The sequence below is a fragment of the Companilactobacillus hulinensis genome (assembly GCF_003946555.1).
Lineage (GTDB): Bacteria > Bacillota > Bacilli > Lactobacillales > Lactobacillaceae > Companilactobacillus > Companilactobacillus hulinensis.
On record NZ_RHOO01000003.1, the window covers coordinates 65,926 to 86,820 of the forward strand.

Annotated in this window: 25 protein-coding genes; 17 read left to right on the top strand and 8 right to left on the bottom strand. The window is 35.8% G+C overall.

Annotation, left to right across the window (positions count from 1 at the left end; translation table 11 throughout):
* Window positions 1-66: 66 nt before the first annotated feature.
* A complete protein-coding gene (locus EKM66_RS02630) occupies window positions 67-1,149 on the bottom strand; it encodes a hypothetical protein (protein ID WP_125761412.1) in 1,083 nt (360 codons plus the stop codon).
* 35 nt (window positions 1,150-1,184) lie between these two features.
* The gene (gene thiD / locus EKM66_RS02635; protein ID WP_164505027.1) at window positions 1,185-1,997 is read right to left on the bottom strand and encodes a bifunctional hydroxymethylpyrimidine kinase/phosphomethylpyrimidine kinase; all 813 of its coding nucleotides are present in this window, start codon (window positions 1,995-1,997) and stop codon (window positions 1,185-1,187) included.
* A gap of 136 nt (window positions 1,998-2,133) precedes the next feature.
* Between thiD and EKM66_RS02640 the strand changes: the two genes are divergently transcribed.
* Together EKM66_RS02640 and EKM66_RS02645 are read left to right on the top strand one after the other, a co-directional pair.
* Window positions 2,134-2,889 carry a MerR family transcriptional regulator gene (locus EKM66_RS02640; protein ID WP_125761416.1) on the top strand — a complete coding sequence of 252 codons (756 nt, stop codon included), beginning with the start codon at window positions 2,134-2,136 and terminating at the stop codon, window positions 2,887-2,889.
* A gap of 17 nt (window positions 2,890-2,906) precedes the next feature.
* Window positions 2,907-3,455, top strand: a complete 549-nt coding sequence (locus tag EKM66_RS02645; RefSeq protein ID WP_164505022.1) for a GNAT family N-acetyltransferase — start codon at window positions 2,907-2,909, stop codon at window positions 3,453-3,455.
* Window positions 3,456-3,475: 20 nt separating this feature from the next.
* Here EKM66_RS02645 and EKM66_RS02650 read toward each other — a convergent pair whose 3' ends face one another.
* Both EKM66_RS02650 and EKM66_RS02655 read right to left on the bottom strand, forming a co-directional pair.
* Window positions 3,476-4,198, bottom strand: a complete 723-nt coding sequence (locus tag EKM66_RS02650) for a DUF975 family protein (RefSeq protein ID WP_125761420.1) — start codon at window positions 4,196-4,198, stop codon at window positions 3,476-3,478.
* Window positions 4,199-4,270: 72 nt separating this feature from the next.
* Window positions 4,271-5,203: a hypothetical protein gene (locus tag EKM66_RS02655; protein WP_125761422.1), complete on the bottom strand. Its 933-nt coding sequence runs from the start codon at window positions 5,201-5,203 to the stop codon at window positions 4,271-4,273.
* Between the two features lie 174 nt (window positions 5,204-5,377).
* On the opposite strand from EKM66_RS02655, the gene proC reads away from it, so the two are divergent.
* Window positions 5,378-6,145, top strand: a complete 768-nt coding sequence (gene proC / locus EKM66_RS02660; protein ID WP_125761424.1) for a pyrroline-5-carboxylate reductase — start codon at window positions 5,378-5,380, stop codon at window positions 6,143-6,145.
* Window positions 6,146-6,154: 9 nt separating this feature from the next.
* On the opposite strand, the gene EKM66_RS02665 is transcribed toward proC, so the two are convergent.
* Entirely contained in the window at window positions 6,155-6,745 is a 591-nt protein-coding gene (locus EKM66_RS02665; RefSeq protein WP_125761426.1) for an NAD(P)H-dependent oxidoreductase, read from the bottom strand.
* A gap of 98 nt (window positions 6,746-6,843) precedes the next feature.
* Between EKM66_RS02665 and EKM66_RS02670 the strand changes: the two genes are divergently transcribed.
* Window positions 6,844-7,413, top strand: a complete 570-nt coding sequence (locus EKM66_RS02670) for a Crp/Fnr family transcriptional regulator (RefSeq protein WP_125761428.1) — start codon at window positions 6,844-6,846, stop codon at window positions 7,411-7,413.
* Window positions 7,414-7,497: 84 nt separating this feature from the next.
* A complete protein-coding gene (locus tag EKM66_RS02675; protein ID WP_125761431.1) occupies window positions 7,498-8,088 on the top strand; it encodes an ECF transporter S component in 591 nt (196 codons plus the stop codon).
* A gap of 63 nt (window positions 8,089-8,151) precedes the next feature.
* Here EKM66_RS02675 and EKM66_RS02680 read toward each other — a convergent pair whose 3' ends face one another.
* Window positions 8,152-8,826: a type 1 glutamine amidotransferase gene (locus EKM66_RS02680; RefSeq protein WP_125761433.1), complete on the bottom strand. Its 675-nt coding sequence runs from the start codon at window positions 8,824-8,826 to the stop codon at window positions 8,152-8,154.
* 58 nt (window positions 8,827-8,884) lie between these two features.
* Here EKM66_RS02680 and EKM66_RS02685 point away from each other — a divergent pair, with 58 nt between their 5' ends.
* Window positions 8,885-10,207, top strand: a complete 1,323-nt coding sequence (locus EKM66_RS02685; RefSeq protein ID WP_125761435.1) for a C1 family peptidase — start codon at window positions 8,885-8,887, stop codon at window positions 10,205-10,207.
* 521 nt (window positions 10,208-10,728) lie between these two features.
* Here EKM66_RS02685 and EKM66_RS02690 read toward each other — a convergent pair.
* Together EKM66_RS02690 and EKM66_RS02695 are read right to left on the bottom strand one after the other, a co-directional pair.
* Window positions 10,729-11,376, bottom strand: a complete 648-nt coding sequence (locus EKM66_RS02690; protein WP_125761437.1) for an EAL domain-containing protein — start codon at window positions 11,374-11,376, stop codon at window positions 10,729-10,731.
* Window positions 11,377-11,532: 156 nt separating this feature from the next.
* On the bottom strand, window positions 11,533-11,988 hold the full coding sequence (locus tag EKM66_RS02695; RefSeq protein WP_125761439.1) for a GNAT family N-acetyltransferase: 456 nt from the start codon (window positions 11,986-11,988) through the stop codon (window positions 11,533-11,535).
* A 137-nt stretch (window positions 11,989-12,125) separates the two neighbouring features.
* On the opposite strand from EKM66_RS02695, the gene rsmG reads away from it, so the two are divergent.
* From rsmG to EKM66_RS02745, 11 genes are all read left to right on the top strand, one after another.
* On the top strand, window positions 12,126-12,851 hold the full coding sequence (gene rsmG, locus EKM66_RS02700) for a 16S rRNA (guanine(527)-N(7))-methyltransferase RsmG (RefSeq protein WP_125761443.1): 726 nt from the start codon (window positions 12,126-12,128) through the stop codon (window positions 12,849-12,851).
* Between the two features lie 72 nt (window positions 12,852-12,923).
* A complete protein-coding gene (locus EKM66_RS02705) occupies window positions 12,924-13,700 on the top strand; it encodes a ParA family protein (RefSeq protein WP_125761445.1) in 777 nt (258 codons plus the stop codon).
* Window positions 13,681-14,553 carry a ParB/RepB/Spo0J family partition protein gene (locus tag EKM66_RS02710; RefSeq protein ID WP_125761447.1) on the top strand — a complete coding sequence of 291 codons (873 nt, stop codon included), beginning with the start codon at window positions 13,681-13,683 and terminating at the stop codon, window positions 14,551-14,553. Before EKM66_RS02705 ends, EKM66_RS02710 begins: the two co-directional genes overlap by 20 nt.
* Before the next feature lie 10 nt (window positions 14,554-14,563).
* Window positions 14,564-14,830, top strand: coding sequence for a DUF951 domain-containing protein (locus EKM66_RS02715; RefSeq protein WP_125761449.1), 267 nt, complete (start codon window positions 14,564-14,566; stop codon window positions 14,828-14,830).
* Window positions 14,830-15,933 carry a redox-regulated ATPase YchF gene (ychF, locus tag EKM66_RS02720; RefSeq protein WP_125761451.1) on the top strand — a complete coding sequence of 368 codons (1,104 nt, stop codon included), beginning with the start codon at window positions 14,830-14,832 and terminating at the stop codon, window positions 15,931-15,933. Before EKM66_RS02715 ends, ychF begins: the two co-directional genes overlap by 1 nt.
* Before the next feature lie 16 nt (window positions 15,934-15,949).
* Window positions 15,950-16,696 carry a DUF1129 family protein gene (locus tag EKM66_RS02725; protein ID WP_125761453.1) on the top strand — a complete coding sequence of 249 codons (747 nt, stop codon included), beginning with the start codon at window positions 15,950-15,952 and terminating at the stop codon, window positions 16,694-16,696.
* A gap of 141 nt (window positions 16,697-16,837) precedes the next feature.
* Window positions 16,838-16,963 carry a hypothetical protein gene (locus EKM66_RS12830; protein WP_263854121.1) on the top strand — a complete coding sequence of 42 codons (126 nt, stop codon included), beginning with the start codon at window positions 16,838-16,840 and terminating at the stop codon, window positions 16,961-16,963.
* A gap of 132 nt (window positions 16,964-17,095) precedes the next feature.
* Window positions 17,096-18,409, top strand: a complete 1,314-nt coding sequence (locus EKM66_RS02730; protein WP_164505023.1) for a GHKL domain-containing protein — start codon at window positions 17,096-17,098, stop codon at window positions 18,407-18,409.
* Window positions 18,406-19,155: a LytR/AlgR family response regulator transcription factor gene (locus EKM66_RS02735; protein WP_125761457.1), complete on the top strand. Its 750-nt coding sequence runs from the start codon at window positions 18,406-18,408 to the stop codon at window positions 19,153-19,155. The genes EKM66_RS02730 and EKM66_RS02735 overlap by 4 nt, the downstream gene beginning before the upstream one ends.
* A 120-nt stretch (window positions 19,156-19,275) precedes the next feature.
* Window positions 19,276-19,593, top strand: a complete 318-nt coding sequence (locus EKM66_RS02740; protein ID WP_125761459.1) for a hypothetical protein — start codon at window positions 19,276-19,278, stop codon at window positions 19,591-19,593.
* Between the two features lie 130 nt (window positions 19,594-19,723).
* Window positions 19,724-20,884, top strand: a complete 1,161-nt coding sequence (locus EKM66_RS02745) for an amidohydrolase (protein ID WP_125761660.1) — start codon at window positions 19,724-19,726, stop codon at window positions 20,882-20,884.
* The last annotated feature ends 11 nt before the right edge of the window (window positions 20,885-20,895 follow it).

Here is a 20,895-nt window from a genome sequence, read left to right on the forward strand (position 1 = left end):
ATCAACAATAAGCACTTAATTTTGAAAAAAAAGCACAAAATCAAAAGAATGATTTTGTGCTTAAAATTATCTGCGACTACGGCTTTGACTTGGATCAAAATTCTGGAATCCATAAGGTCCATTTGTTGGTGCCTGATTTGGATTCTGTTGTTGTCCAAAGCCCTGTTGTGGCGCGGTAAATTGACCATTTCCAGCTTGATTATTCATCTGATTATTTTGAGGTGAATTACCAAATTGATTTGATCTGTTTGCCTGATTATTATTATTTATTTGATTGTTATTAAATTGGTTATTTCGACCAAATTGTCCGTTATTTGATGGAACTGGATAACTTGTCTGTTGACTTTGTTGAGGGAATCCTTGTTGCATATTTGCAGGATTTTGACGATTCATGCGAGGGTTAAATTGATTCTGTTGTTGAGCAGGCATTTGGTTAGATCTAGCGTATGGATTTTGTCCTTGATTCATGCCGTTCATTTGATTATTAGGTTGAGAATTACGATAACCATATTGATTATTTTGAGGTGCAGGCTGTTGATATTGATTTTGATAACCATTTGGTTGATTAGGATTATATTGGTTATTAGGTTGCGATGGATATTGAGCTTGACCAAATTGATTTGGATTCATACCCTGATTCATGTTCATTCCTTGCATAGGTTGTTGCATGTTGTTTGATTGAGGGTATTGATTAGGTTGTCCGTTGAATTGTTGTTGAGGATAACCATTTTGATTTTGTTGGTCATAATATTCATCTTGTTGATCGTCATCTTCATCTGGAACGGGATGCATGATCAAGTCGGTAATACTGATAATTAGAACAATTGCTCCGATAACGATACCGAGCCAAGACCAGATAACTAAGAACTTAGTGTCAGGTAGATTGGAATTGAATAATCCCATTAATCCACCCAAAATCAAAATCACAAAACTGACAACGTCAGGTACAACGCTGTAGGTTCTGTTCGTCAAAATATAAATTGCAGCCGCAATAATATAGGTTATGGCTAATAAAATCCCTGCCGCTCCACCAATTGCACCAGTTCCGACCAAAGCAGCAATAAAGTTTTCAAAGCCAGACTTGATCATCAATACGATCGATAGAATAAGTAGCAATGTTCCGGCAGAAATTTTTGTAATTCTTACCATGAAGTTAACCCTCCAGTTCGTTTAACTCTTTAGTCTTATTTTACATCATCCTTCACGAAATGGTTAATAGGTCCGTATTTGTGTCCAACGGCGATTTCGTTTTTGATGGCTTGATATGTAAATGTTTTGGAAGTTCTAATGGCGTCTTCCATGGATTCACCTTTGGCCATTTCGGCAACAATACTTGCTGACAAAGTGTCTCCGGTACCATTGATATGTTCAGTTTTAACGTAAGGTTCTGAGATCCAGAATGATTGACCATCTTCAAGTAGAACAAAATCTTCAACTGAATCGATTGAATCATCGGCGTGTTCACCTTTGATCATGATATTCTTAGGTCCGAGAGCTCTTAATTTGTGTGCAGCTTCGACGATTTCTTCATGAGTGTTGAGCTCTAATCCAGAAAGCTTCTTAGCTTCATAGAAATTAGGTGTGATCAAATCAGCTAATGGGAATAGTTCATCGATCAAAGTTTGGTAGGCTTCAGTTTCAAGAAGCATTGCACCGTGTTTTGTAATAATAACTGGGTCTAGTACGAAAGTTCCGAAAGGTTTATCTTTAATCTCTTCGGCAACTGTATGAATAATTTCAGAATCAGAAAGCATACCTGTCTTAAAAGCTGAAACTTCAAAGTCATCTTTGATATCTTTGATTTGACTCTTAATGAAGCTTGACGGCATGTTGACACTATCGTGGATGCCATATGAATTACCAGCAACTGCTGCAGTTAGGACTGACATGCCATAAACACCGCGTGCCATAAAAGTTTTAAGATCTGCTTGAGCTCCGGCGCTACCATCAGAGTCGGAACCGGCAATAGTTAATACTTGAACGAATTCGTTCATAATTTCACCCACCTAGTTTTTTATTATGATTTAACCTTTATATTAACAGTTAAGCCAAAAAAGTGATATTGATTTGAAAACTTTCTTGACCTTTACGTTGCGTCATACATTAAACTTCTTTTTGTTGGAGGAGAAACCTATGGAATATACGATTAAGCAACTTGCTGATCTGGCAGGAGTTAGTACACGCACACTACGTTATTATGACCAAATTGATTTGTTAAAACCTAACTATAATAATAAGAATAATTACAGAATTTATGATGAAAATCAGGTGAATCAGTTGCAGCAGATACTCTTTTACAAGGCCTTGGAGTTTCCGCTGGCAAAAATTCAACAATTGATGTGTGATGATGATTATTCTGAGTTGTCAGCTCTAAAGGAGCAGCAGAAATTATTGCTTATGAAACAACAAGATATCAATTCTCTTCTAACAACTATTGATAGAACTATCAAAGATAAACAAGGAGAATTAATTATGACTGATAATGAAAAATTTGAAGCATTTAAGAATACTAAATTAAAACAAAATGAAGAAGAATTCGGAACTGAAATTCGTGAGAAATATGGCGAGGATACAGTTGAAAAGTCTAATCATAAGTTCATGAAATTAAGTGAGAATGATATTCAGAAGATGCAAGAAATCGAGAATGACATGTTCAATAATCTTACTAAGATCAGTGCAGATGATTTGGATTCAGATGCCGCAAAGTCTGTTTATGAGGATCATAAACAGTGGCTCAGTTACAGCTGGCCTAACTATACTGCCGAAGCACATAGAGGATTGGTCGATATGTATCTAGCAGATGACAGATTCGCTAAGTACTATAATGACAAAGCTGGTAAGGAAGTTGTACAACTTTTGCATGATGTGGTATACCATTACACAAAGTAATCTAGGGGATGAGCTTTGTGACAAAAAAGACCAGTTGGACAGTTGATGAACACATTCAAATAAGATTTGTTCAACCAGATGACGATAAGGCATTGTTTGCTTTGGTCGATGAAAATAGAACACAACTAGAGGAATATATGCCATGGGCCGAAGACACCAAAACAGTTGTGAATGAACATCGTTTTCTTGAGTATTGCCAGAAACAAATGGCGAAGAAGGCTTTGTGGCCCACGACAATATTGGTAGATGGACAGGTTGCAGGGATGTTTGATTTCCATGACTTTGATCATCCCAATCATCATTGTTCAATTGGTTATTGGTTGGGAAAAAGATTCCAGCATAGCGGCGTTATGACACGTGTGACTGAAGCCACAGTTAAAATAGCCTTTGAAGAACTTGATATGCACAAAATCACACTCTTAGCTGAGGTAGAGAACGAGGCAAGTAATGCGGTTGCTGTTCGAAGTGGATTTCACTTGGATGGAACTCTAAAAGAACATATTTATTCAGCAGGTAAGTTTCATGATGCTAATATTTATTCAATGGTAAAAAATAGCGAAGCCTAAAGGCCTCGCTATTTTTGTATTTAATATCCTAAAATATCTTGATTTTGTTCAGCTAGGTCTTTGTAGAAGTTAGCCATTGTAAGTTTGTAGTAAGGAAATACCCAAAGCATACCAATTACGGTGGCTGCTCCAAGAATGAACCAACCTATAAAGCTCAATTGAAGTACGAAGTAACGCCATTTGTTACCACGCATCAATTGCTTACTCTTAGTGATGTAGTCAGTTAAGGAATAATCATCAGCTAGACCACGGTCATTCAAATCTTTATAGATAAAGTATGTTTGTGAATATGAGAATCCTTTGATAATTCCCGGTACAATTAAGAGTAATGACCATAGGAATGTGAAGACATTTACCAATAGGTACGTGACCATCAATTTCCACCAGTCAGGACTTCTGAAATAAGTGAAATTACTCTTGATAGGATGAACATCTAATTCTGGATCATTCACCCAGTCGAATCCTCTAAAAGTTGCTGAAATTGAAATAAGTGAAAAGATAACCCCAAGTACGAATGAAACGATACCGGTAATTGCAAGGATCTTGAAAATCATTGCAAAGTTTACATAAAAATCTGTTGACCCGTAAACAAATTTTACATTTGGATTGTGATTGTTAGCAGTGTTACCAGCACCGGTTATAAGTAGTGGTATTAAGTATAGTAGTACACCTGTTGTCCAACGACGCTTAAGTAAGTTTTTGACTTCCTTCTTAAGCTCAGCTCTGGAGCGATAGTTTTTCATAGTCGATGAAACCTCCCTAGTGTACTTAGAATACACTATTACGATGTTTTGGAAAAGGTTTACATCGGTTTGTTAGTATTTAGTTGGATCAAATGGTTTTCCGTCAGAAATATCACTGTTTAATGGTTGAGATAGTTGAGCATATTTTGTAACTGTTCCATCACTTGAAACAGCATCACCATTGTATAGAATTGTAGAATCAAGGCTTTCAAAACCATCTGTCGTGGAATGTACAAAGAATCCTCCGTCAACAGGATATGCTGCAAAGTCGTCTCTGGACTCCATTCCCCACATATGTTTGAATAGCGCAATGGCTTGTGATTCAGTAGTTATAATATTTTGATCCGTTGTGTCTGAACTTTGTGAAGTGTTTTGTTGTTTTGTAGCTGTTGTGTTAGAGGTTGTTGAATTGTTATTTTGATTTGTATCACTAGTTGTAGAATCATTTTCATCAGGATTCTTAACAACGGCTTCTTGTTTAGTAGCATTGAATTTCTTTGCGGCACCAGATTTTAAATTATCTGATGTAACGCCGTTATTACTATATGACTTGTAGAAGTACGCTAATTTGTAGTTCTTGTTTAAATAGTAATAAGCACCTTGACCGTCAAGAACATCTTTCGAAACTTTTTCGAAGATTGAATTGATGGTTTTCTTTTGTCCAGCTTTTACAGTAATAACTTTTTTCTTATTTGATGTAACTTTTGTATTTGAATCATATGGATTCAGCATGACGAATTTAGACAGATCAAACTTTATATTCTTCCTACTATTATTCTTAATCGTCATATCGACTAGATAATTTGTCTGGTCACCACTGGTAGATTCATCTTCAATAGCTTTAAACTTGAAGTTATTATTTTGGCGATCATGCTTAGATAAATCTTGGTAATATTCCGTTTTGATATTAGTTGCCGATGATTTTGCTTTACGATGAATGCCGCAACCCGTTGCCGTGACGACAGTTAATACAATTATTAATAATCCCCAGATTTTCCTTTTCATTATTTTCTCCTTTAATTACGATAACTAAATTCTATAACTAAAAGATAATATTTTACATATTATTTTAAAAATAAAAGATTTTAATACTCACTAAAATCCATCTACAATAAGTTTTATATTTGAGTCAAACTTCGATAGAATAGAAGCAACGAATACTGAAAAGGGGTATTAGATATGATTGGATTTATTGGTGCAGGTAGTATCGGTGGTGCTGTAATCACTGGCTTGGTTAAAAATGGCTATGACGCTCAAGAGATTCTTGTTAAGGGTGGTAAGTCGAACCGCACGAAAGATTTACAAGAACATCTAGGCTTCAAAATGGTACAAAAAATTAAACAAATGGAAGATGCTAATCCTATCTTCATTGGTGTTGGTGCTAATGCTTTGGATAGCGTACTTTCAGAGTTGAAGGCTGTCAGCAAAGATAAACTGGTAATTGCCTTCACTGGTAGTGCAAGTGTTGCCAAGTTAAGACAAGCTTTGCCAGATGCAAAAGTAGCGCATGCAATTCCTAATACACCTGTTAAAGTTGGTGCTGGTTTCACAGGAATTACTTATTCAGAGAAATTTACTGATGACGAAAAGAAACAAGTTGCCTCAGTTATGGGCTACACGGGTCAACTAGTTGAGGTGCCAGAGACACAATTGGGAATCCTTGGTACGGTTGCTGGATGCAGTCCTGCATTCTTAGACTTGTTCATTGAAGCTCTAAGTGATGCTGGAGTTAAACATGGTTTGGATAGAAAACTTGCCTATGATGCTGCGATTGGTATGGCACTTGGAGCAAGTAAATTAGCTCTTCAATCTGACATTAATCCATCAGCATTAAAAGATGAAGTAACTTCACCAGGCGGATCTACTATTAAAGGTGTAGCCGCATTGGAAGAATATGGATTTCGTAACGCCGTTATAAAGGCTGTTGACGCAGCTGAAGGTGAATAGACAGTAAAATTAAAGTCTGAAGTCACGTAGTATTTGTTCACGTTTGGCTAAGGGCTTTTTTTCTACTCCGGAGAAGTTCTTCCATTTGAAATTCCAAAGTCTAGTTTTAATGAATGTCCCTCTAAAAAGCATTTTGGTGATAGGTGATCCAATGAGAAATTTATATGCGAAGCTAGGTGTGCTCATGGTTGTTATAACTTCAATTTTAGGCGACTTAGTTAATTTGTTTTTCATTGAATCAGCTTGATAAAGAATACCTTTGGCATAGACTTTGTCGAGGAATCCCTTAGTCATTGCAGGCATAACTTCCCACCAAATAGGAAACATGAAGATAATTCTGTCAGCATCTAAAAGTCTATTTTGATAGTCTTCTACTTGTGAGTCGATGGGTTTACTACGACGCCAATTTGATAGATCATCAGCAGTCATTACAGGATTGAAGTTATCAGCGTGCAGGTCAATAAGATCTACGTCGTTATTCTCGTCACGTAATTGTTTGATGGTTGTCTTGAGTAATGCAGCTAGGAATGAACGATGATGGGGAATATTGTCTGATGCAGTAGCGGTATATGGGTGGTCAAAAATAATTACAGTTTTCATAAATAAATACCTCGTTTTTAATTGATGACCATAGTTTATGCGAGGTAGTAATATTGAGCATTAACAATTGTTAATTTGAGAGTAGGAAGTGAATCTTTGTGGAAAAAGAATTATCAGATTATTTAAAAAATGAATTTCCAGATATTGCAAAGCATTGGGCTGAGCTTAATCCTTTATTTATTCCAGAGAAATTTCAAAAAGGTAGTATTTTACTGGATGAAGGGAATGTTTCTACAGAAGTCTATATTGTTCTCAAAGGTGCATTGAGATTATGGCACAACGACAATGGTCGAGATATTACATTGCAGTTTTTCTTTGAAAACCAAATAGTTTCTTCTTTCGAGAGTTTTTACTTGGGTAAGCCAAGCGGTTTCTCAATTGAAGCAATTGAGGATACTCAAGTTTTGAGGCTCAGCAAACGTCATTTTGATGAAATTAGACAGAATTATCCATCCATTGAGGCTTCTATTACTAGTTTTATTTGCGAACGTTTTATTGAATATCGCAATATCTTCTTCTCACAGATTCAACATTCTCCAGAACAACGATATCAAGAACTTGTTGATAATGATCCAGAAGTTATTGAACGTGTGCCGTTACATTTTGTAGCATCGTTCTTGGGTATGACACCAGTGTCGTTAAGTCGAATTCGGAAACGAACTTTTTAAATGAATCAGATTTAATCAGTAAATTTTGATTAGTTGGGAAGAATAATATAGAATTAAAGAAATTATTTGAGGAGAACATATCTAATGCAAAAACGAAAAGCCTACCGTATCGCTATTCTAGGCATTCTAATGGCGATTATTTTTGTTCAGTCATTAGTACCTTTCTTGGGGTTCATTCCAACTGGATTCATCAATATTACTATTATTCATATCACGGTTATTGTGGCGGCTATCGTACTTGGTCCCAAAGATGGAGCAATTGTTGGTCTTGTCTGGGGATTGGGAACTATGGTCAGAGCGTTTACTAGTCCCACATCGATTATTGATACGACAGTATTTACTAATCCAATCGTAGCGGTATTGCCAAGAGTTATCGTAGGATTAGTTGCTGGATATCTGTATTTGGCATTCAAAAATCGTTTTAAAAAACGCGTTGTTGCCATGGGGATAGCTTCCGCATTTGGATCACTAACTAATACAGTATTGGTCTTAGGACTAATGAGAGTCATGTATGCCAGTGCTTTGTCACAAACTTATGCAACACAAACAGACTTGCTGAATAAGTTGTTGCTGATAATCGTTGGAACTAACGGATTACCAGAAATGGTTGCCGCAATTATTATTGCTCCAGCAATTTCAACAGCTATTCTGAAGGCTAATAAATTTTTAGATTAAAATACATAGAAAAGGAAGCATGTCTAAAATTTAGGCATGCTTCCTTTTTGGGTTTAATAATTATTATTTGGCAGTAGCTGCCATACGTTCCTTATGTGATGTAACAATCTTATCTGCAATTGCACGAGCAACATTTTCATTCTTCAAGATAGGTCCGTGAGAATAGCTACCGATAGTGTTTTTATAACGCATACCTTCGTTACCTTCTTCGGGATTGTTTCCATAGCCTTCGATCATCTTACCGAATGGTTTCAACATAGTCTTATCGTCGAAATAAGTACGTCCTGAATGGTTCTCAAAAGCACGAACCTTGCCCCATTCTGTTTCATACTCTGTATCACCGATCATACGACTGTCAGCCTTGAAAATTGTATGGAATGGCAAGATTCCCAGTCCTTTGATAGTCTCACCGCTAGAAGTTTCGTAGTAGGCACCGAGGAATTGATAGCCACCACAGATGCAAAGCATTGGCTTGTTAGCATTGATATATTGTTCAATTGTATCCTTGTGACGAACTAAGTCCTTGGCAACAACTGATTGTTCGAAGTCTTGACCACCACCCCAGAATAAGAAGTCGTAATTAAAGGCATTGAAGTCGGCGCCCAAGCTGATATTGTCGACTTGAGTGTTATAACCTTTTTCTTTTAATAGGAAACTGAGGATTTTTACATCACCACTGTCTCCGTATGTATTCATTAAATCTTCGTATAAATAAGCGATTTTTATTGTTTCTGTCATGTTTTTCTCCAATTTGATTAAAACTATTGTAATATAATTAGATAATGAGGTGATTAATGTGACTAAAGAAATTAATAATGAAATTTTAGCAGACTTTCGCAAGAACTTAAATCAAGATGCAACAAATAATGTGTTGAAAAACTCAGTTGCTCAAGTTGGTATCTTCAAAGCTGCTGAAAATTTAGATGTCAAAAGCAAATTAAATCCTACTTTTAATGTCCAAGTTAAAACAGGAAAGGTATCTGATCAGAAGCATTCCGGACGTTGTTGGCTATTCTCAGCTTTAACAACATTGCGGACAGAATTTTCATCTAAGTATGATGTAAAAGATTTTGAGTTGTCGCAAAATTATTCATCATTCTGGGATCGTTTGGAAAAAGCTAATTATTTCTATCAAGGAATAATTAAGACCGCAGCTTTGCCAGTTGAAGATCGCAAAGTCAATTCATTGTTCAGCTATCCCAATGGTGACGGTGGTTTCTGGCAGTTTGCAGTAGACTTAGTCGAAAAATATGGTGTAGTACCTGCATATGCAATGCCAGAGACCGCTGTTTCTAATAATACAACAGAATTCAATTCGGTTCTTGGTACAATGTTGCGCAAGAACGGAATTGAATTACGTAAGTTAGTTAATGAGGGTAAATCTGAAGCTGAGGTCGATCAACGAGTGGATGAAATGTTGTCAGAAGTATACAAGGTTTGTGTATATGCATTCGGTCAACCACCAGTAAATTTCGAATTGTCAATCCGTAATGATAAGGACAAGATGATTGAAGAAACAAGCATTACACCAAAGGAATTCTTGAACAAATACTTCACAATTAATTTTGATGATTATGTCGATGTTTTGAATGCTCCACAAATAGATAAGGAATACGGCAAACTTTACAATATTGAATTCGAAGGCAATATCGTTGGTAAAAATGCAACTACATTCTTTAATCTTCCATTAAGCAGATTAAAGGAAATGGCAATTGCTCAATTAAAGGATGGCAAGGTTGTATTGTTTGGTAACGATGTTGCTAAACAATCAGACAGAAGTAAAGGCTTGATGTCAGGTAACATGTATCAATATGACAAGTTGTTTGGTATTGACACTAAGATGAGCCGTGGAGAGGCCTTGGACTACAAACAAGCTTCAATTTCTCACGCAATGGTTCTAACAGGTGTCAATCTGGTTGACGATAAACCAAATCGCTGGAAGGTTGAGAATTCTTGGGGAGAAGCTCGTGGTGAAAAGGGCTACTTCACAATGGATGATGATTGGTTCAATGATCATGCTTATGATGTTGTTGTTAATAAGAAGTATCTTACTGGCGATGAGTTGAAGATGCTTGATCAAGAACCAGTTTTGCTTCCTGCTTGGGATTCAATTGCTTAATATGTGGTTGCCTACAGTTAAAAGTTATAATGCTGCTGGTGGGAACGTCTTCAGCCAAAAGGCGGTCTGAAAACTTATTTTTGAACTCTGCACAGACCGCAGATTTCAAAAGACATCCTGTGCTGTAAGGATGGAAAATTACCATCCAACAGCACTATCACAGCCACATTATAATTTTGACCTCCGGCAGATTATAGTTTTAATAAATGATTACTCAATATATCGAATTGTTTTGTTGTTTAATTAGCAAATTTAGTTGGAGGTTGTGAGATATTTTATCAGCTGTGAAAGTTCCGTTGAACGGCGGTTTATCCGTTCTTACGGAACGGGACGAACTTTAAGATTTGCGAAGCAAAGCTTAAAGTCGAGGCTCCAGACCAAGGCTGGGGCCGGTCCCCCACAGCAGATGAAATATCTCGCAACCGGAGACGGAAAAAAGAACACTAAAATAATAGGGATATGACCATCAAAGGCCATATCCCTATTTCTATATTTACCTATTTATAATAGAACTAAAATCATTAAACCAAAGCCGGCTTACCATAAAGATAACCTTGTTGAATATCAATGCCAAACTTCTTAGCCAAAATTTGGTCATTTGCATCTTCGACACCTTCAAGAACCATATCTAGACGATACTTCTGAGCTAGTTTAACCCAGAATTCCAAGCAGTGTGGAATTTTTTCGGCTTGTCCAGCCATTCGCAAATTTTGCATGGCAAATTTGATTTGATCTACGTATGGTAACAGATACTTAACATTATCATAAGTGTTAGAACCTGTGCCAACATCATCAAGTACTACGTCAATCTTGTACTGATGTAGCATGAAGCTGATTTCTTTCATTTCTTCGAGAGTTGGAGCCTCTGTTAGCTCAATCGTTAGAGCGGCAGGATTAATACGTTTCTTTAACGCAATAATCGAACCCAAGGTTAGGGGATCACTAGCCTGTTTTTGGTTAAGATTGAAAGCCAAATTTATGTCATGTAATCCTGTGTCAAGTTTGCCAGAAATACTTTCTAACAATGCTGCTTGATCATCAATTGAAATTTCAGTGAAGTCTTTAGGAAGACTCCAGGCACCATTTTCATCGGTGCGAAGTAATAGCTCATATCCGAAAATAGACTTATCCTTCTCGTTTACTTGCGGTTGAGCAAAAAATCGATACATGGACGCATCCCCTTTTTTATTTAGAATAATATCCCGTTATTTCCCCAATATTTGATAATTTAATAAAAATAATTGTAGTCTATTTTTTCCATATCGGCAATGATATAGACCGATAAAAACGCATAATATCAGATTTTTTCGCTGGCATGGTGCCAATTATGTCGTTTTTAGGATCATATCCATATGAGGTATGCCATCTTCCAAATAAATGTCGGATATTTGTTCGAATCCAAATGATCCATAAAAGTCTTTTAGATAAGATTGAGCTTGGATTTTTATCGTTTTGGATGGGAATCTATTTTTGATTTCATTCAGAGTTTTTTTGATCAGTTCTCGACCCAATCCATTCTTACGATATTTTTTAACCACTAGGACACGTCCAAAGGTCACATAGTCACCTTTATCAATAATTCGTGAATATGCAGCTAGATTGGTTGTGTCATCTTCATTGCCAGCCAGCAGACAAACATGCCAATCGTTGTAATCGTCATCGTCGACTTCTTGATATGGACAATTTTGTTCTACAACAAAAACGGTCGTGCGTGCTTTCATAATATCAATTACTTCTTTTGAAGTTAGTTCATTAGTTTGTTTAATGGTACAAATTGTCATGTAAATTACCTCCGTTAAATGAAATTATAATACATTTTTGAAATGTACTATATGTAATAAGTCATCATTGAATTAAGTACGTGAATAATATAGGATTAAGAAGTGTGAAACAAGTGTTTCACGAGTGGAGGGTGCAAATGAAACCGGAAGAATTCTATCAAGCTTTAGCACAAAAGGGTATCGAACTAAATGATGAGCAAAAGAAACAATTTGAAATTTATTTTCATGAATTAGTTGAAACGAATAAGGTAATGAATCTGACAACAATTACAGAGGAAAGCCAAGTTTATTTGAAGCATTTTTATGACTCTTTAGTTTTGGACTTTGCGGATGAAAAACTACTTACAGATGAACTAACACTTTGTGATGTTGGTTCAGGTGCAGGATTCCCATCGATCCCATTGAAGATCGTTAATCCAAAGTTGAAAATAACTATTATTGATTCACTGAATAAGAGAATCAAGTTCTTAGATAGTTTGGTTAAGAAATTAGGTTTGGACGGTGTTACTTTGGTCCATGGTCGTGCCGAAGAAGTCGGTAAAAACAAACTTTATCGTGAAAAATTCGATATTGTAACAGCCAGAGCCGTTGCGGCATTGAATGTTTTGACGGAGCTATGTCTGCCATTCACCAAGATCGGTGGAACTTTTATCGCAATGAAGTCTGAAAAGGCTCCTGAAGAATTGGAACATGCTCAATATTCTATTCAAGTTCTTGGAGGCAAGGTTTCTGAACAAAAATCATTTGAATTACCAAATGATGAAGGACTGAGAAACTTTATCTTCATTAAAAAAGAAAAGCAGACTCCAAACAAATATCCTCGCAAGCCAGGGACTCCTGCTAGAAAACCACTCGTGAAATAACAGATTACCTTAAATTAACTACTATTAAATGTTAAAATTTAATGTATGTATTTCAAAGAATAGGGGAATAAAATGGCACGAAAAATATCCGTTGCGAACCAAAAAGGTGGTGTAGGTAAAACAACTACGACTATCAATCTTGGTGCGTGCTTAACTGACTTAGGTCAAAGAGTTTTGATAGTAGATATTGATCCACAAGGTAACGCTACTAGTGGTCTGGGTATTAAAAAAGCCAACGTTGAAAAGGATGTCTATGATGTGCTGGTCAATGAATATCCACTCGCCAAAACAATTATTCATTCTAATCATAAGAATCTTGATATCGTTCCGGCAACCATTCAATTAGCCGGTGCGGAAATGGAATTAACAACCATGATGGCACGTGAAACTAGACTTCGAGCTGGTTTGGAAGAGATTGACGACCAGTACGACATTGTCTTGATTGATTGTCCACCATCACTTGGTCAACTGTCGACTAATGCATTCACCGCTAGTGATTCCATCATCATTCCAGTACAAAGTGAATATTATGCCTTGGAGGGATTGAGCCAGTTGCTTAACACGATTCGTCTGGTTCAAAAACATTTTAATAATAACTTAGCTATTGAAGGTGTACTTCTAACTATGCTTGACGCCAGAACCAATCTTGGTGCTCAAGTTGTTGAAGAAGTGAAATCCTACTTTGGCGATCGAGTTTATAAAGCAATCGTTCCACGTAATACACGACTAGCTGAAGCACCTAGTTACGGATTACCAATCGTTGACTTTGACGACAAATCACGTGGTGCTGAAGCTTATCGCGATCTTGCTAAGGAGGTGTTAAAACGTAATGGCATCAAACAAAAATAAAAAAGGCCTTGGAAAAGGTATCGATGCGATTTTTTCTGAATTTGAAGCAATTGATGAAAATTCTGAAACAGTCGTTGACCTATCACTTGATGATATCCGTCCAAACCCTTATCAACCAAGAAAGACTTTTGATGAACATGCCTTAAATGAACTAGCTAGATCAATCGAGCAAAACGGTGTCTTCCAACCGATCATTGTTCGTGAAAGTGTCAATGGATTCGAAATAATTGCTGGGGAACGTCGTTTCCGTGCAAGTAAAATTGCTAAGCAGACTACTATTCCGGCAATCGTTCGTCCATTGAGCGAATCAGGGATGATGGAGATTGCTGTGTTGGAAAACTTGCAGCGTGAAGATCTGACACCTCTTGAAGAAGCTGATGCTTACCAAACTTTGATCACTAAGCTTAATTTGACACAGGAACAAGTTTCACAACGTCTGGGCAAGAGTCGTCCTTACATTGCAAACTACTTGCGTCTACTAAATCTTCCTGAAGCAACTAAGAAATTAGTTCAACATGGTGACCTTTCAATGGGACAAGCTAGAACCTTGTTGAGTTTGAAAGACAAGGAACAAATCGACAAATTGGCTAAACGTGCAGTCAGTGAAGATTTGACTGTTAGACAACTGGAACAATTAGCTACTGAGACTAAGCATGATATCAAGAAAAAGAAGAAAGTTTCAAAATCTAAATCACCTTATATCCGTGCAACTGAAGAGAAATTAGTTGAAAAGTTCGATACTGGTGTAGCTGTGAGAGAAACACGTAGCGGACATGGAAAATTGGAAATCGATTTTTCTAATACTGATGATCTTAATCGTATTTTGGATATATTAGGAATTAGTTTGGATTAGAGGACTAGATATGTTTAATTTAGGTGACATCGTTATGATGAAGAAGCCTCATGCTTGTGGGGCTAACAAATGGGAAGTTATTCGTATGGGAGCAGATATCAAGGTCAAGTGCCTGGGCTGTGGTCATATTGTGATGATTCCTAGAAATGAATTTAATAAGAAGTTTAAAAAAGTAATTACTGAAGCTGCACAAGTTGATGTTAACCAAGAAGAATTTTATTTGAAGCAGACACAAATTGTACAACCTAATATTAATGGAAATGAGGAGAATTTATAATGGCTTTAACTGCCGGAATCGTAGGACTACCTAACGTCGGAAAATCAACATTATTCAATGCCATCACAAAAGCTGGTGCAGAAATGGCGAACTATCCATTCGCTACTATCGACCCTAATGTCGGTATGGTTGAGGTTCCTGACAAACGTTTATCAAGAATTGACAGCTTAATTCCTGCTAAAAAATTAATTCACACAACTTTTGAGTTTACAGATATTGCCGGAATCGTTAAGGGTGCCAGCAAGGGTGAAGGACTTGGTAACAAGTTCCTTGAGAATATTCGTCAAGTTGATGCTATTGTGCATGTTGTTCGTGCTTTTGATGATGACAATATTACTAGTGTTACTGGTAAGGTTGATCCATTGGACGATATCGAAACAATCAACTTGGAATTGAGTATTGCCGATCTTGACGCTGTTAATAAGCGTTATACAAAAGTTGAAAAGATGGCTAAGAGTGCTAAAGATAAGGATGCTCAAGAAGAGTTCGAAGTTCTTAAGAAGATCAAACCTGTGCTTGAAGACGGCGGCTCTGTTAGAACTATTGACTTCGATGAAGATGAACAAAAAATCGTTAAGGGACTATTCTTATTGACATCTAAGCCAGTCTTGTATGTTGCTAATATCGCTGAAGATGATATGGCTGATCCTGAGGGTTCTAAGTACTACAAGATCATCGAAGACTATGCTAAGAAAGAAAATGCTGAAGTTATCGGTGTTTCTGCTAAGACTGAAGAAGAAATTGCTGAACTTGACGATGATGACAGACGTGACTTCCTTGAAGCTGAAGGTGTTAAAGAATCTGGTCTTGATAAGTTGATCAAAGCTAGTTACAAATTATTGGGACTAAGAACATTCTTCACTGCTGGTGGTAAAGAAACACGTGCTTGGACATTCCATAAGGGTATGAAGGCACCACAAGTTGCTGGTATTATTCACTCTGACTTTGAACGTGGATTCATTCGTGCTGAAGTTATGTCATTTGATGCACTTGATGAATTAGGTAGTGAACAAGCAGTCAAAGAAGCTGGTAAATTACGTGTTGAAGGTAAAGATTACGAAGTACAAGACGGTGACATCATAGAATTCAGATTCAACGTCTAATTTTGGGGGAGAATTAATGGCTGAAGATTTAAGAGAGAAGAATAAGCAAGCTGCGGAGAAACAAAAGGGCAATGCAGCTAAAAAAGTAAAACATCAGGAAACAAAAGAAAAGATTGCTACTGCAACTCCTGATGAATTACGTAAGAAGTTAAGCAACAAGAATGAAGAGTATGTATTCAGATTAAACAGATTTTTGGTCGACGGTGGATTCACTGAAGATGAAGCTAAACAATCAATTGATGAATTGATGTCAGAGATCATTGAGAACCAAATCAAAGGTATTACTGCGAACACACTCTATGGACCTGTAACTAAAAAGGCTACAGAAATCGTGCATCCTACAAAGCCTAAGAAAGCTACACCATTTTGGGCTTCAGCAATCGATACATCATTGTTGTTCTTCGCATTATTTGGCTTGTTATACGGAATCGTTGCTTTCACAAGCAAGAAGACTGATCCAAATAACCAAACAGGTATCTTAACATTGCTTATCCTTTCAGCAATGTGGGGATCATTGTTAACATGGTTCAACAACCAAATGAAGAAGCCAAAGAACGAACGTCCAGGTTGGGGAATTACTATTGGATACTTGGTATTTGGTTTGATCCTAATGTTCCTATTCTTAGGTGCAATGGCATTCGTACCAACATCTATTAATCCAACGTTAGGCGGAATCGGCTACTTCATCGTTGCCGCAATAGCTTACGGAATTCGTTTTGTATATCGTCGTTACATGGGAATTCATGATCGTGCATTCTTCTAAATGTTTGCATTATTAATTGAAAAGACTACCATGAAGTCGTGATCAATTATGAATTACACAAGAAAGAGCTCAACGCTAATGCGCCTACTATTTCCTTTGCAATAACTCATATGGTCTTAAAAAGACATGGAGGTATTAAGAATGAAAAAGTTAGACAAGAGTGAAAAAAAGAGATTAGCCAAATTGGCTGAATCAAAGGATACTAAGAAAGATGACAACAAGAAGTCATCATTCAAAGCATTCATGGATCAAATGAATCACGAATAATTTTAGAATATGTAATCTCAGGACTGCCGGTTGGTAGTCCTTTTTTAGTTCGGGATATATTTTTGTGTAGTTCAAGATTTTTTCTTATTAAAGTTGTAATAAATGTCATACTTAAAACGGGGTAGTAAAATTATGGTTCCGATGGATACTGACGCGTATATTGTTGAAAACTTTTTACTTACGTTAATTCAGATATGTACTTTTTTAACCTTTAATAAGGATAACGAGCTTTTTAAATTTAGGCATGTAATATATTACTTAACGGTATTGTTTACCGTGTTTATTGGTCAAATATTTGTGGGTGACGTAGTCACTCTTGTTTATATATGTGAGTGTTTTGTTTTTTTTAAAAGTAAAGCAGAAAATAAGTATCTATTATTGGAAAATATTTTATTGTCAGTATTAGTGACTAATATTAGTAATATCCTATCATCGATTATTACGTTTCCGTTTATTAGCTCCAATGTGGTAATGGGATATAAATTAGTAGCAATAGATTTTGTCATAAATTGTTTAATATTAATTGTGGTACTTGTAGTGTATATAAAATATCATGTAGAAGATTATTTAGGTAAGCATGAATCGATAACTTCCAGTATGATTATGTTTTACATATATTTAACGATATTCTTTTTTATTTCAGTAGTACAAAAGTTTAAGGCATATAGGTCTATGAATAATTTAGTCATTTCATTTGTTATTATTCAAAGTTTAATCATGCTGTTCATTTTTTTGCACGACAGGCGGCATCAAGAAAAAAAATATCACCAGGCTCTTATTGAGGAGCAAATAAATAATTTGGAAATATATACTCAATCTTTAGAAAGTGAACAAAAGAAGTTAAGGGAATTCAAACATGATTACCGAAATATGTTGATTAGTTTACGAGGGCAGGCAGAACAAATTAATGACAATGATTTTCTTGATGAATTAAACAAATTTGAAGATTATTCTAATGACTACTTCAAAGGACAATTTCTAAATCAATATAAGGACATAGTTAATGTAGATAATAAGTATTTAAAAAGCTTATTGATAAGTAAGTTTCATAGGATGAGCCTTAAAGGTATTAATTGTACTTTTGAATGTCGGAATAAAGTTAAGTTTTTTTCGATAAATATATATGATTTGATAAGATTATTAGGAATAGCAATGGATAACGCTATAGAGGCTGTAGATGGTCAGGAATTGAGTAGTATAAAAATTGGAATTGTTTTGGCAAATAATGGAACGATATTTGTTATATCTAATAGTTTAAATACAAATGATTCTTTATATACAATGATACGTGAAGGGTATTCTACTAAAAAGAATCATTCGGGAATTGGATTGAATAATTTTATTAAAATTAGAAATGAATATCCTAATATTATAAGTACTAAATACGAGGTTAAAAACAAATCATTTAATTTGGAATTACTAATAAAAGATGAGGGTATAAAATGAGCTGTCCAATAATTATTTGTGAAGATAACATTGATCAACTTAATAAGGTTAGCCATATAATTGAAAACTATATCCAATTTCATACTGAGCTTATGAACGATATATTAAAAACAACGGCGCCCGTAGAAGTTTTGGATTACCTAGAAAAATTTAATGTTCAAGATGGAATATATTTTTTGGATATTGGATTGCATAGTTATATAGATGGGATAGAACTTGCTTACAGAATAAGGCAAATAGATGTATCTGCTAAGATAGTATTTGTCACATCTCATGATGAGTTAGCCCCACTTACATTTAAACGGAAAGTTGAAGCTATAGGATATATAGTAAAAGATCAATCTTATGACAGTTTTAGAAAAGAAATTCAGGATATTCTTCGTGTGTCAAATGAGCGAATAATAGAAATGAAAAGTGTAATTAATAAAGAAAAGATATTTACATTTTCATTTGGGAATAAAATTTATAATATTGAACTATCTGATGTGATACTCATTGAAACATCTAATATATCTCATAAATTGGATTTATATGCTAAGACTAGTAAATTTGAATTTTATGGAAAAATTAGTGAAATAAGTAAAAGTTATCCTGACATGATAAGGATAAGTAGGGCATGTCTGATTAATAGGAACTCTGTATTTGAAGTGGATTTCAACAATAATAAAATCATTTTAGATGAAGGACTTATACGATATTTTTCACCGTTATCTAAAAGAAAATTGAAAAATCTACTCAAGCGCTAGCCACTTTAAGTCCTTAAACTATACAGTTCAGGGTGTTTTATACATTGAGAGTCTCTTTTGTACTAGTTTATATGTGATGAATAATTCATTAATTAACGATTAGTTTTGGAGGGATATATCATGACTAAAACGGACAATTTTTTTAGAATATTTTCATGGGTAGTTTTTTGGTTAGAGAACATTTTGATTGTGAGTGTTCCCATTGTCACACAATTACACCCAAAAGATGTAACTGCAATTTCAGATAGTTTATCCAAAGTTATTTTTTCTTTAGGGTTTTTGGCAATTATTATAGTTTTTCAAATTATAACGTATTTTGCGATTAAAAATATAAGTAACAAAAAATGGAATATTGTACTTTTAGTTTTGGGAATTATTCATAATCCTCTGTATTTAATATCGTCTATTGGATTTCTAATCAGTGAACGTGAAAATTAATTAAATTTTTTTACATTAGGACCGCCAATTGGTGGTCCTTTTTTACACGGTCTTTATAATTCTGTGAGAAGATAATAATACATAGAATTTTGAGGAGGTAATTTTTGTGGGTAACTTACATGAACAATTGATGGAGAAACTTGATGATTCTAGGGATGAAATTATTCAAATTAGAGAATACTTACATGCGCACCCAGAAGTATCTTTTAAGGAGAAGAATACTTCAGCTTACATTAAAAAGTTTTATCAGAATCTTGATTGTACAGTTCGTGACTGTGGGGATGGTCATGGAATAATCGTTGATATTGATTCTGGTAATCCCGGTCCAAAACTAGCCTTACGTGCTGATTTTGATGCACTGGCAGTTCAAGAGGATAATGACTTGCCATTCAAATCACAAAATTCAGGAGTAATGCACGCTTGTGGACATGATGGACATACGGCTTACTTGATGGTAGTCGCTCGTAGTCTTATTGAGTTGAAAGACCAATTGCATGGTAGTATCAGAATAATTCATCAACCTGCCGAAGAAGTTGCCCCAGGAGGAGCCAAGTCGATGATTGAAGATGGCGCTTTGGATAGTGTCAACAACGTTGTAGGAGTCCATGTGATGACGTCAATGGAAAACGGCACAATTGGCTATCATGCTGGTGAAACTCAGACAGGACGTTCTAATTTCACAATTAAGTTCACTGGTAAGGGTGGTCACGCTTCGATGCCGCAAATTTCTAATGATGCAATTGTGGCTGGCAGCTATTTTGTAACGGCGTTACAAACTGTAGTTTCACGGAGAATTGATCCATTTGATACGGCTAGCGTTACTATCGGGTCTTTTGACGGTGTCGGTTCTTTCAATGCCATTAAAGAATCAGTTACTTTGAAAGGTGACGTGCGGGTTATGAAAGAAGCAACACGCCAAAAAGTTCGTCAACAAATTGAGACGATTGCACATGGAATAGAATCAATGTTTGGAGTCAAAGCCGAGATTGATTACGATGATAACTATCCAGTATTGGTTAATGACGAAGCTTTAACAAAACAAGTTGTTAAAAGTATCAAGGCCGCCAATATTCCTGAAGTTACCAAGGTATTCGATTGTGGCGTCCAACAACCATCTGAGGACTTCAGTTACTTTGCTCAGAAGTTGCCTAGTACCTTCTTTTATGTTGGTTGTATGACTGATGATCACGCCAATCATCCACATCACAGTCCAGATTTCATGATGAATGAAAAATGTTTGATTATTGCCGCTAAGGCAGTGGGTAGTTTTGTTTTGGACTATTTGAGATAAATGAAAAAGGT

What these genes read in the sequence shown, in the direction of transcription:
- EKM66_RS02630 (WP_125761412.1), bottom strand. Translation starts at nt 1,149, where the DNA reads ATGGTAAGAATTACAAAAATTTCTGCCGGAACATTGCTACTTATTCTA.
- EKM66_RS02640 (WP_125761416.1), top strand. Translation starts at nt 2,134, where the DNA reads ATGGAATATACGATTAAGCAACTTGCTGATCTGGCAGGAGTTAGTACA.
- EKM66_RS02650 (WP_125761420.1), bottom strand. Translation starts at nt 4,198, where the DNA reads ATGAAAAACTATCGCTCCAGAGCTGAGCTTAAGAAGGAAGTCAAAAAC.
- EKM66_RS02655 (WP_125761422.1), bottom strand. Translation starts at nt 5,203, where the DNA reads ATGAAAAGGAAAATCTGGGGATTATTAATAATTGTATTAACTGTCGTC.
- proC (WP_125761424.1), top strand. Translation starts at nt 5,378, where the DNA reads ATGATTGGATTTATTGGTGCAGGTAGTATCGGTGGTGCTGTAATCACT.
- EKM66_RS02665 (WP_125761426.1), bottom strand. Translation starts at nt 6,745, where the DNA reads ATGAAAACTGTAATTATTTTTGACCACCCATATACCGCTACTGCATCA.
- EKM66_RS02675 (WP_125761431.1), top strand. Translation starts at nt 7,498, where the DNA reads ATGCAAAAACGAAAAGCCTACCGTATCGCTATTCTAGGCATTCTAATG.
- EKM66_RS02680 (WP_125761433.1), bottom strand. Translation starts at nt 8,826, where the DNA reads ATGACAGAAACAATAAAAATCGCTTATTTATACGAAGATTTAATGAAT.
- EKM66_RS02690 (WP_125761437.1), bottom strand. Translation starts at nt 11,376, where the DNA reads ATGTATCGATTTTTTGCTCAACCGCAAGTAAACGAGAAGGATAAGTCT.
- EKM66_RS02695 (WP_125761439.1), bottom strand. Translation starts at nt 11,988, where the DNA reads ATGACAATTTGTACCATTAAACAAACTAATGAACTAACTTCAAAAGAA.
- rsmG (WP_125761443.1), top strand. Translation starts at nt 12,126, where the DNA reads ATGAAACCGGAAGAATTCTATCAAGCTTTAGCACAAAAGGGTATCGAA.
- EKM66_RS02705 (WP_125761445.1), top strand. Translation starts at nt 12,924, where the DNA reads ATGGCACGAAAAATATCCGTTGCGAACCAAAAAGGTGGTGTAGGTAAA.
- EKM66_RS02710 (WP_125761447.1), top strand. Translation starts at nt 13,681, where the DNA reads ATGGCATCAAACAAAAATAAAAAAGGCCTTGGAAAAGGTATCGATGCG.
- EKM66_RS02715 (WP_125761449.1), top strand. Translation starts at nt 14,564, where the DNA reads ATGTTTAATTTAGGTGACATCGTTATGATGAAGAAGCCTCATGCTTGT.
- ychF (WP_125761451.1), top strand. Translation starts at nt 14,830, where the DNA reads ATGGCTTTAACTGCCGGAATCGTAGGACTACCTAACGTCGGAAAATCA.
- EKM66_RS02725 (WP_125761453.1), top strand. Translation starts at nt 15,950, where the DNA reads ATGGCTGAAGATTTAAGAGAGAAGAATAAGCAAGCTGCGGAGAAACAA.
- EKM66_RS12830 (WP_263854121.1), top strand. Translation starts at nt 16,838, where the DNA reads ATGAAAAAGTTAGACAAGAGTGAAAAAAAGAGATTAGCCAAATTGGCT.
- EKM66_RS02730 (WP_164505023.1), top strand. Translation starts at nt 17,096, where the DNA reads ATGGTTCCGATGGATACTGACGCGTATATTGTTGAAAACTTTTTACTT.
- EKM66_RS02735 (WP_125761457.1), top strand. Translation starts at nt 18,406, where the DNA reads ATGAGCTGTCCAATAATTATTTGTGAAGATAACATTGATCAACTTAAT.
- EKM66_RS02740 (WP_125761459.1), top strand. Translation starts at nt 19,276, where the DNA reads ATGACTAAAACGGACAATTTTTTTAGAATATTTTCATGGGTAGTTTTT.
- EKM66_RS02745 (WP_125761660.1), top strand. Translation starts at nt 19,724, where the DNA reads ATGGAGAAACTTGATGATTCTAGGGATGAAATTATTCAAATTAGAGAA.